Here is an 8,810-nt window from a genome sequence, read left to right as displayed (position 1 = left end):
GGCAGACCACGCGGGGCGGGCGGGGCGGCTCAGCAGCCGCAGCCGCCGCCGCAACAGCCGCCGCCGCTGGGGCCTGCGGACGGGGCCGAGGGCGAGCCGCCGCGGCCGGTGACCGCGACGGTGGAAAGCAGCTTCACCGTGTCGTCGTGGCCCTGGGGGCAGACGGTGGGCGCGGTGGCCTCTCGCATCGGGCGGCTGACCTCGAAGGTGTCGCCGCAGGAGCGGCACCGGAACTCGTAACGCGGCATTGGCAAAGCGTAGGCCCCCCGTATGACAGAAAGGCACCCAGCAGGTCTGCCCTTCAGAATGTGATTCGGCCTCGTCTACGCGGCCTCTTGCGGCGAGCCGTCGCCGGGTATGGTCGGGCCGTGGCGAACGGGCAGGAGAAACCGGTGGACAAACCTGAGCTGCGCGCGGCCGCGCCGCACCAGGGCGGACCACTCGGCAGCTCCGGCGCGGCGCCCGACCCGAGCACGGACAAATCGGCCACATTGGCGTCCGGAAAGCCCGCGCCCGATGCCGCCCCGGCCGCGTCGGCGAGCGCGGGCAGCCTCGCGCCCACGAGTAAGGCGGAGGGCGCACCCCCCGCTGCCGCCGGCGGGCAGGGCGCGGTCGAGGACGCCTCAGCCAAGCCAGGAAGTAACGCCGGCCCCGAGATCGCCACCAAGCCGATCGACGCCAAGCCCACCGACCCGACGCAGCCCACCGCCGGACCGGCTCAGGCCACGTCGGCCGCGGCCACAACAGCCGGGGCCACAGCAGGCGGAGACACAACAGGCGCCGCAGGCGCCAGCACCGCAGGCGCCAGCACCGCAGGCGCCAGCACCGCAGGTGGGGGCACCGCAGGCGCGGACACAGCAGGCGCGGACACAGCAGGCGCGGACACACCAGGCGCGGACACAGCACGCGCGGGCACAGCAGTTGGGGCCACGCCGCCGGGCGCGGCGACGCCGAGCACGACGACAGCGGGTGCGGGCACGGCGAGTGCGGGCACGGCGAGTGCGGGCACGGCGAGTGGCGATGCGACCGCTGGCTCCAAAGCGGAGGCTGAGGCCAAGTCTGCCGGAATCGGTGCTGATGCTGATAAATCGGATAAGCCGGATGGGGCGGGTAAGGACTCGGCTGCGGCGGCTGTGCCGGTTCAGGCTCGGGGGCTTCGGCGGGCCAATCCGGTGCTGGTGGCTCGGAAGGCTGGGCGCAGCACCTCGGACTGGGCCAAACGGCCCAGCGGGCGGCTCGTGCTGCCGGGGATCATCGCGCTCCTCCTGCTCGGGGCGGCGGGGACGGCTGGTGCTTACCTCGTACCGAAAGCTCTGCAGGCCGCGCCGTCGCCCAGCGTGACGCCCGGCTTTCCGTTGGAGGCGACCGCCTCGGGGGCGCCGGCGAGTTTCCCGGCCGGCCTGCCGACCGGGTCGGCCCCGGCGGGGCCGGGCAATTTTCCTCCGGCGACCACCGAACCGGCCCAGCCGGTGCAGAACGGTGCCCGGCCCGCCGACGCCCTGAACGGGTGGGCGCAGCAGGTCGGCACCAAGGTCGGCATCCCGGTGGTGGCGGTCCAGGCTTACGGGTACGCCGAGTTGGTGCTCAGCCGCACCATGCCGGGCTGTCACCTGAGCTGGACCACGATCGCCGCGATCGCCAGCGTCGAGTCGGCGCACGGCAGCGCCAACGGAGCAGTGCTGGGGGTGGACGGGTCGGTGTCGCCGCCGATCTACGGGCTGCCGCTGGACGGCAAGGGTGGGCGGCAGCTGATCGCCGACTCCGATCAGGGCACGCTGGACGGGGACACCACCTATGACCGGGCGGTCGGGCCGTTGCAGTTCATCCCGTCCACCTGGAACAGCTACAAGGTGGACGCCGATAACAGCGGGGTCGCCGACCCCAACGACATCGACGATGCGTCACTGACCGCGGCGACCTATCTGTGCCAGGGCGGGCGTGACCTGTCCAAGGCGGAGTCGTGGTGGGACGCGATTCTCTCGTACAACGCTGTTCAGCCGTACGCCCAGAAGGTTTTCGAAGCGGCGAACGACTACGGGCAACGCAGCCGAACATAAACGGACAGTGACGGCCCTCGCACATTTCCGTTCCCAGCACTTCCCAGTTGGTCCGGTTAACGGCAAGCTGTACGGGTGAGGGTGCGTGAATGGGATCCCCGGTCAGCGTCGGCGGGGGAGATCCGATCGCTCGTGGAGACGGTTAACACGGTGCTGTCCGAAGATCTCCCCGACGATCCACCATGGCAGGACGTCCAGGTCGCTGATTACCTGGCCGAGACCATGCCCGGCGAGCGCCGGATCAGCTGGGTCGCGGAGGATGATCGCCTTCCCGAGGGGGAGAGCGAGATCTTCGGGCATGTCAGCATTCTGCTGCTGGGTGACATCGGCGTGCTCGAGGTGATGGTCAAGCCGTCGCTGCGCCGCCGCGGCCTGGGCCGGGAGCTGGTTGCCGTGGCCGCCCGACGCGCCTACCTGGAGGGCTTCTCGTCGATCGGGGTCGAGGTGATCGGCGGCACTCCGGCGATCGCGTTCTACGAGTCCCTCGGCTTCGAGCGGGAGTATGTGGAGACCCGCAGCGTCCTCAACCTGTCTTCGGTCGACTGGCCGTCGCTGCACGAGATGGCCGACGGCATCGCGACCGGCTACCGGGTGGAATATCACCCGGGCGGTCCCCCGGAGTCCCTGCTCGAGGCCTACGCCCAGGCGAAGCTGGAGGCGCAGGACGACGACGAGGACCTCGATCTCGCGCCGCGCTCGTCCGACCCGCAGCGGCTGCGCGACTCCCTGGAGACGCTGCACAAGCGCGGCCTGAAGCCGTACATCGTGCTGGCCATCCACGAGTCGAGCGGGGTGGTGGCCGGTCTGACCGAGGTGGTGGTGCCGGCGCAGCATCCGGAGCGCGCCGACCAGTACGACACGATCGTCGTGCGGGCCCACCGCGGCTACGGCATCGACCGGGCGATCAAGGCGCGCATGCTGTTCGAGCTGCGGTCGGCCGAGCCAGGTCTGCGCGAGGTGCAGACCTGGAACGCGCACAACAACGAGTCGATGCTCAAGGTCAACGCCGAGCTGGGCTACCAGGCCGACCGCGACTGGTATGAGTACGGTTCGGACGTCGCCCAGCTGGTGCAGAGCCTCGAGCCGGTGGAGAACTAGAAGCGCAGCTTCTGAGCGACCTCGGTGGCCCAGTAGGTGAGGATGATCTGGGCGCCGGCTCGCTTGATCGAGGTCAGCGACTCGAGGATGGCCCGGTCGCGGTCGATCCAGCCGTTGGCGGCGGCCGCCTCGACCATCGCGTATTCACCCGAGACCTGATAGGCGGCGACCGGGACGGTCACCCGGTCGCGGATCGCGGCGATCACGTCGAGGTAGGGCAGGGCCGGCTTCACCATGACGATGTCGGCGCCTTCGGCCACGTCCAGGTCGACCTCGCGCAGGGCCTCGCGCAGGTTCGGCGGGTCCTGCTGATATTGCCGGCGGTCGCCCTGCAGGCTGGACTCGACGGCCTCGCGGAACGGGCCGTAGAACGCGCCCGCGTACTTGGCGGAGTAGGCCAGGATCGAAACGTCCTGATAACCCGCTTTGTCGAGGGCGCGGCGGGCCACGCCCACCTGGCCGTCCATCATGCCGGAGGTGCCGATCATGTGGGCCCCGGCCGCGGCCTGCGCCACCGCCAGATCAGCATAAATGGCCAATGTGGCGTCATTGTCCACTGAGCCGTCCGGCGCCAGCACCCCGCAGTGACCGTGCGAGGTGAACTCGTCCAGGCACAGGTCGCTCATGATGACCGTGGAGTCGCCCACCTCGGCCACGAGATCCTGGATGCCCACGTTGAGAATGCCGTTCGGATCGAGACCGGCCGAACCGGTCTCGTCCTTGTGGTCGTCCGTGGGCACGCCGTACAACATCAGGCCGCCGACGCCCGCGCTGACCGCCTCGTGTGCGGCCTTGCGCAGGGACTCGCGGGTGTGCTGAACCGCGCCGGGCATCGAGCTGATCGCCTTGGGCTCGGTGAGCCCCTCCTTCAGGAAGAGGGGCAGCACGAGCTCGGACGGCGCGAGCCGGTTCTCCTCCACCAGGCGGCGGAGGGCCGGAGTGCGCCGCAGGCGGCGCGGGCGGATGTCGGGGTACGACATGAGCGCTCCTCTAACGGAAACGGAGGGCCGTAGGTCCCTGAACCTTGGAGCCGCGACGCTGCTTGGCCGGCATCGCGGCCAGCTTCTCGCGCAGCTCGATCGCGTACGACGCGAGCGCCTCGACCAGATCCGGCACGGACGCGTGCTGGGGCTGGACGTCGACGCGCAGGCCGAACTCGGTCGCCGTCTCGGCGGTCTTCGGACCGATCACCGCGACGACCGTACGGGCGTGCGGCTTGCCGGCGATGCCGACCAGGTTGCGTACGGTCGAGGACGAGGTGAAGAGCACCGCGTCGAAGCCACCCGACTTGATCGCGTCGCGGATCTCAGCCGGCGGCGGGGCGGCGCGCACCGTGCGGTACGCCGTCACGTCGTCGACCTCCCAGCCACGCTCGATGAGCCCGGCCGCGAGCGTCTCGGTGGCGATGTCGGCGCGGGGCAGCAGCACCCGGCCGACCGGGTCGAGGATCTCGTCGTGCGGCGAGAACTCGGCGAGCAGGCCCTCGCTGGACTGGTCGCCGGCCGGGATCAGCTCGGGCTGGATGCCGAAGGAGCGGACCGCCTCGGCGGTGGCCTCGCCGATGCAGGCGATCTTGACGCCGCCGAAGTGGCGGGCGTCGAGGCCGTGCTCGTCGAATTTCTCCCAGACCGCGCGGACCGCGTTCACCGAGGTGAAGACGACCCAGGCGTACCGGCCGTCGACCAGGCCCTTGACCGCGCGCTCCATCTGGGCGGGGGTGCGCGGGGGCTCGACCGCGATGGTCGGCACCTCGCACGGAATCGCGCCGTATGCCCGCAGGCGTGCGCTCATCGCGCCGGCCTGCTCCTTGGTGCGCGGGACCAGGACCTTCCAGCCGTACAGCGGGCGGTTTTCCCACCAGCTCAGGGAGTCGCGCTCGGCCACGTCGGTGCCGACCGACAGCACCACGCGGCCGGTGAAGCCGAGTGCCGCCGCCACGAAGCTGTCGACCGTGGACGTCGTCGTGTACTGCGTCTCGCCGGTGCCGTCGCCGGTCACCGCGACCGGGGTGCCGGGCTCGACACCGGCCGCGAGCAGCCCGTCGCGCACGGCGGCCAAGTCGCCGGCGTCGACCGACACGGCGAAGGAGCCCTTGCGGGCGGACGCGGCGAGCGCGTCGAAGTCGAGGGCGGTCACGTCGCCGACGTCGGCGACGGTGCGCACGGCCGGCAGCGGAACGCCGGCGTAGGTGGCGACACCTTCGGCCTGGCCGATGCCGGGTACGACCTCGAAGTGCACGGCGGTGCGAGCGACCGCCTGCACCTCCTTGACGACCGACTCGTGGCCGAACGGGTCGCCGGCCACCAGGTGCACGGCGGACAGGCCGGACTTGGCCGCGGAGAGCAGCACCTTGGCGACGTCGCCGGGGGCGCCTTCGGCCGGGCTGAACTGGGCGTCCTCCTTGGCCTCCGACTTGATCGCGGCGAGCAGCGAGTCGGGCACGCCACGGTCGTAGACCACCTGGTCGGCATCGGTCAGCGCAGCGTGCGCTCGGCGGGTCAGCAGTTCCGGGTCGCCGGGGCCGGCGCCGACGAACGCGATGCGTCCTGCTGGCTTGCGGGCGGTGCGGGTGGTCATTCTGTGCTCCCCATCAGGGTGTCGGCGCCGTTCTCGAGGAGGTCGGCGGCAAGTGCTTTGCCGATCTCCGCCGCGTCGGCGGGCGTTCCGGTGCGCGACAGGCGGATGGCTCGGGATCCATCCGGGCTGATCACCGCACCGCGCAGGTAGATCTCGTCGCCTTCCTCGCCCTCGGCGAGCTCGGCGTGTGCCGCGACCGGGGCGGAGCACCCGGCCTCGAGCGTGGCAAGCAACGCCCGTTCCGCCACGACAGCGGAGCGAGACGGTGCATGATCGAGTGCGGCCAGCAGCTCGACCAGGTCTGCGTCGCCGGCCCGGCACTCCACCGCCAGCGCGCCCTGGGCGGGGGCGGGCAGCATGAGCATCGGGTCGAGCGTTTCGGTGATCTCGGCGGTGCGGCCGAGACGCGCCACTCCGGCCCGGGCGAGGACTACGGCGTCCAGATCGGCCTCGGGCCCGAGGACCCGGGCGATCCGGGTGTCGATGTTCCCGCGGATCGGCGTGACCTGCAACTCTAGGCCCAAAGCGTGCAGTTGCGCGATTCGGCGCACCGCCCCGGTGCCGATGACCGACCCGGGCGGAAGCTCGGCGAGAGTGCGGTCGCCGCGGGAAATCAGCACATCGCGGGGGTCCTGCCGCGGCGGCACGGCCGCGATGTGCAGGGCCGGGTGCGCGGCGGTGGGCAGGTCCTTGTACGAGTGGACGGCGAAGTCGATCTCGTCGGCCAGCAGCGCGTCACGCAGCGCGGAAACGAAGACGCCCACGCCGAGCTGGGCCACCGGAGCGGAGGAACGGTCACCGGGGGTGACGATCCGGACGAGCTCGACCGGCCGGCCGGTCGCGGCGGTGAGCGCGTCGGCGGTCTGCTGCGACTGCGCCAGGGCGAGTGCGCTGCCGCGAGTGCCGAGTCGCAAGGGGGTACTCACCGGTTACCTCCGATCTCGGGAACGGCGTCGGCCTGGGTGGCGTGCGGAACGTCCAGGTCGAAAAGCTCACGCAGCATCGCCGCGTACTGGTCGCCGCCGGGTTCGGCGGCAAGCTGGCGGACCCGCACGGTCGGCGAGTGCAACAGCTGCTGGACGACCCGATGCAGCGTACGGGAAACATCCGCGCGCTGCTCCTCGGTGAATTCCGCCCTTCGGGACCACAATTTGCGCAGTTCGGCGGTCATCACGTCCTCGGCGCGGGTGCGCAGAGCCGCGACGGTCGGCGCGATGTCGGAGCCGCGCAGCCAGGCGAGGAAGTGGTCGACCTCGGCGGTGACGATCTGTTCGACCGCGGCGGTCTCGGCCGCGGCCGGGAGCGCCTGCCGGGACGCGGCCAGGCTGTCGATGTCGATGATCGTGACGCCGTCCACGTCGGTCGCGTCGGGGGCGACGTCGCGCGGCACGGCCAGGTCGAGCACGACCAGCGAACCGGCCCGCTCGAGCCGCTGCCGGGTGAGCACCGGCTCGCTCGCCGCGGTCGCGGAGATCACCAGGTCGGCGTCGCGGAGGGCCGCGTCCAGCTCGTCGAAGGGGACGGCGACCGCGCCGTACGCCTCGGCCAGCCGGTCGGCGCGCTCGGCGCTGCGGTTGGTGATCCGCACCGGGCCGACGCCGGCCCGGGTGAGCGTGGCGACCGACAGGGCGCCCATCGCGCCCGCCCCGATGACCAGCGCGGACTTGCCGTCGAGATCGCCGAGCCGGGCCGAGGCCACGTCGAGCGCGGCCGTGACCACGCTCTGCCCGGCCTTGTCGATGCCGGTCTCGGAGTGTGCCCGCTTACCGACCCGCAGGGCCTGCTGCATCAGCTCGTGGAGCAGGCGTCCGGCGCTGTCCGCCTCGGTGGCCGCGTGGTACGCGTCCCGCAGCTGGCCGAGGATCTGCGACTCACCCACGACCATGGAGTCGAGCCCCGACGACACCCGGAACGAGTGCAGCACGGCCGCCTCGTCGTAGTGCACGTAGAGGTGTCCGGCCAGCTCGGTGGCCGGGATGCCGGACACCTCGGAGAGGACGTTGCAGACGTCGCCGAGACCGCCGTGGAAGCCGCTGACCGCCGCGAAGATCTCCACCCGGTTGCAGGTGGACAGGACGACGGCCTCACCCACGTACGGCTGGCTGACCAGCTTGTGCAGCAGCTGGGGCACCTCGCCGTCGGCGATGGTGAGCCGTTCCAGTGTGCCGATGTCGGCGGTGCGATAGGACGCGCCGACGCTCAGAAGGTTCACGACCCGACCGCCTCCTGGTTTCCCGCCCCCGTGGCGGAACGGCCGCCCGGCAGCGCGGTGAGCGACGCCTTGCGGTGTTCGTGGAATGAGAGGATCTGCAACTCGATGGCCAGGTCGACCTTGCGCACGTCGACGTTGGCCGGAACGGACAGCACGCACGGTGCGAAGTTGAGGATGCTGGTGACGCCGGCCGCGACGAGCTCGTCGGCGACCGCCTGAGCGGCACCGGCCGGGGTGGCGATGACCCCGATGGCGATCGTCTCCTCGACGGCGACCTGGGGAAGCTCGTCGATGTGCCGCACGATCAGACCGTGTATGCGCTCGCCGACCTTGGACGGGTCGGCGTCGAACAACGCCACGATCTTGAAGCCACGGCTGGCGAAGCCGTCGTAGCCGGCCAGCGCGTGGCCGAGGTTACCGACACCGACCAGGCAGACGGCCCGGCGCTGGTCGAGACCCAATACGTACTCGATCTGCTCGATCAGCAGGGCGATGTCGTAGCCCACACCGCGGGTGCCGTAGGACCCGAGGTGGGAGAGATCCTTGCGGAGCTTGGCCGAGTTGACGCCGGCCGCCGCCGCCAGACCCTCGCTGGAGATCGTGTCCGCGCCACCCTCACCGAGGTTGTGCAGTGCACGAAGGTACTCGGGCAGGCGGGCGATCGTCGCCTCCGGAAGATCCGGGAAGGCAGGGACGGCGTTGGCCCGGTCGCTGCCGCCGGACGTGCTTCCGTGACGCTGCTGACTCATCTGACTCCGTGCCGACGAGGTGTCGAACCTTGAGGTGCGAGCCCCCTGGACGCCCGGCTCGACAGCCTGTGGTACCGGGGCTCTTCGAAGTCACAGAGTAGGCGCTTGTGAAGGCGT

General features: G+C 71.1%; 8 protein-coding genes. 2 read left to right on the top strand and 6 right to left on the bottom strand.

The features are described from left to right. Positions 1-29 precede the first annotated feature (29 nt). The gene (locus Ato02nite_RS20835; RefSeq protein ID WP_213008262.1) at positions 30-248 is read right to left on the bottom strand and encodes an FmdB family zinc ribbon protein; all 219 of its coding nucleotides are present in this window, start codon (positions 246-248) and stop codon (positions 30-32) included. Between the two features lie 930 nt (positions 249-1,178). Between Ato02nite_RS20835 and Ato02nite_RS51730 the strand changes: the two genes are divergently transcribed. Then, positions 1,179-2,057, top strand: coding sequence for a lytic transglycosylase domain-containing protein (locus Ato02nite_RS51730; protein WP_246607263.1), 879 nt, complete (start codon positions 1,179-1,181; stop codon positions 2,055-2,057). A 75-nt stretch (positions 2,058-2,132) separates the two neighbouring features. Beyond that, complete coding sequence (locus tag Ato02nite_RS20825) at positions 2,133-3,155, top strand: GNAT family N-acetyltransferase (protein WP_213008261.1); 1,023 nt, start codon at positions 2,133-2,135, stop codon at positions 3,153-3,155. Here the strand turns inward: Ato02nite_RS20825 and hemB are convergent. From hemB to Ato02nite_RS20800, 5 genes are read right to left on the bottom strand one after another with little or no spacing between them, the layout of a single operon-like run. Further along, complete coding sequence (gene hemB / locus Ato02nite_RS20820; RefSeq protein ID WP_213008260.1) at positions 3,152-4,135, bottom strand: porphobilinogen synthase; 984 nt, start codon at positions 4,133-4,135, stop codon at positions 3,152-3,154. The two genes, Ato02nite_RS20825 and hemB, sit on opposite strands and share 4 nt — an antisense overlap. Positions 4,136-4,145: 10 nt before the next feature. After that, on the bottom strand, positions 4,146-5,732 hold the full coding sequence (locus Ato02nite_RS20815) for a bifunctional uroporphyrinogen-III C-methyltransferase/uroporphyrinogen-III synthase (RefSeq protein WP_213008259.1): 1,587 nt from the start codon (positions 5,730-5,732) through the stop codon (positions 4,146-4,148). Then, positions 5,729-6,658, bottom strand: coding sequence for a hydroxymethylbilane synthase (hemC, locus tag Ato02nite_RS20810; protein WP_213008258.1), 930 nt, complete (start codon positions 6,656-6,658; stop codon positions 5,729-5,731). Before hemC ends, Ato02nite_RS20815 begins: the two co-directional genes overlap by 4 nt. Beyond that, entirely contained in the window at positions 6,655-7,944 is a 1,290-nt protein-coding gene (locus Ato02nite_RS20805; protein WP_213008257.1) for a glutamyl-tRNA reductase, read from the bottom strand. Before Ato02nite_RS20805 ends, hemC begins: the two co-directional genes overlap by 4 nt. Next, positions 7,941-8,693 (bottom strand): redox-sensing transcriptional repressor Rex, encoded by a 753-nt coding sequence (locus tag Ato02nite_RS20800; protein ID WP_213008256.1) that lies wholly within the window; start codon positions 8,691-8,693, stop codon positions 7,941-7,943. Before Ato02nite_RS20800 ends, Ato02nite_RS20805 begins: the two co-directional genes overlap by 4 nt. Positions 8,694-8,810: the final 117 nt, after the last annotated feature.

Origin of the sequence: Paractinoplanes toevensis (assembly GCF_018332695.1) — a bacterium.
In the GTDB taxonomy this organism is placed as follows: Bacteria; Actinomycetota; Actinomycetes; order Mycobacteriales; family Micromonosporaceae; genus Actinoplanes; species Actinoplanes toevensis.
The sequence above is the reverse complement of the archived record's forward strand: the minus strand, read 5'-3'. Positions and strand labels throughout refer to the sequence as shown.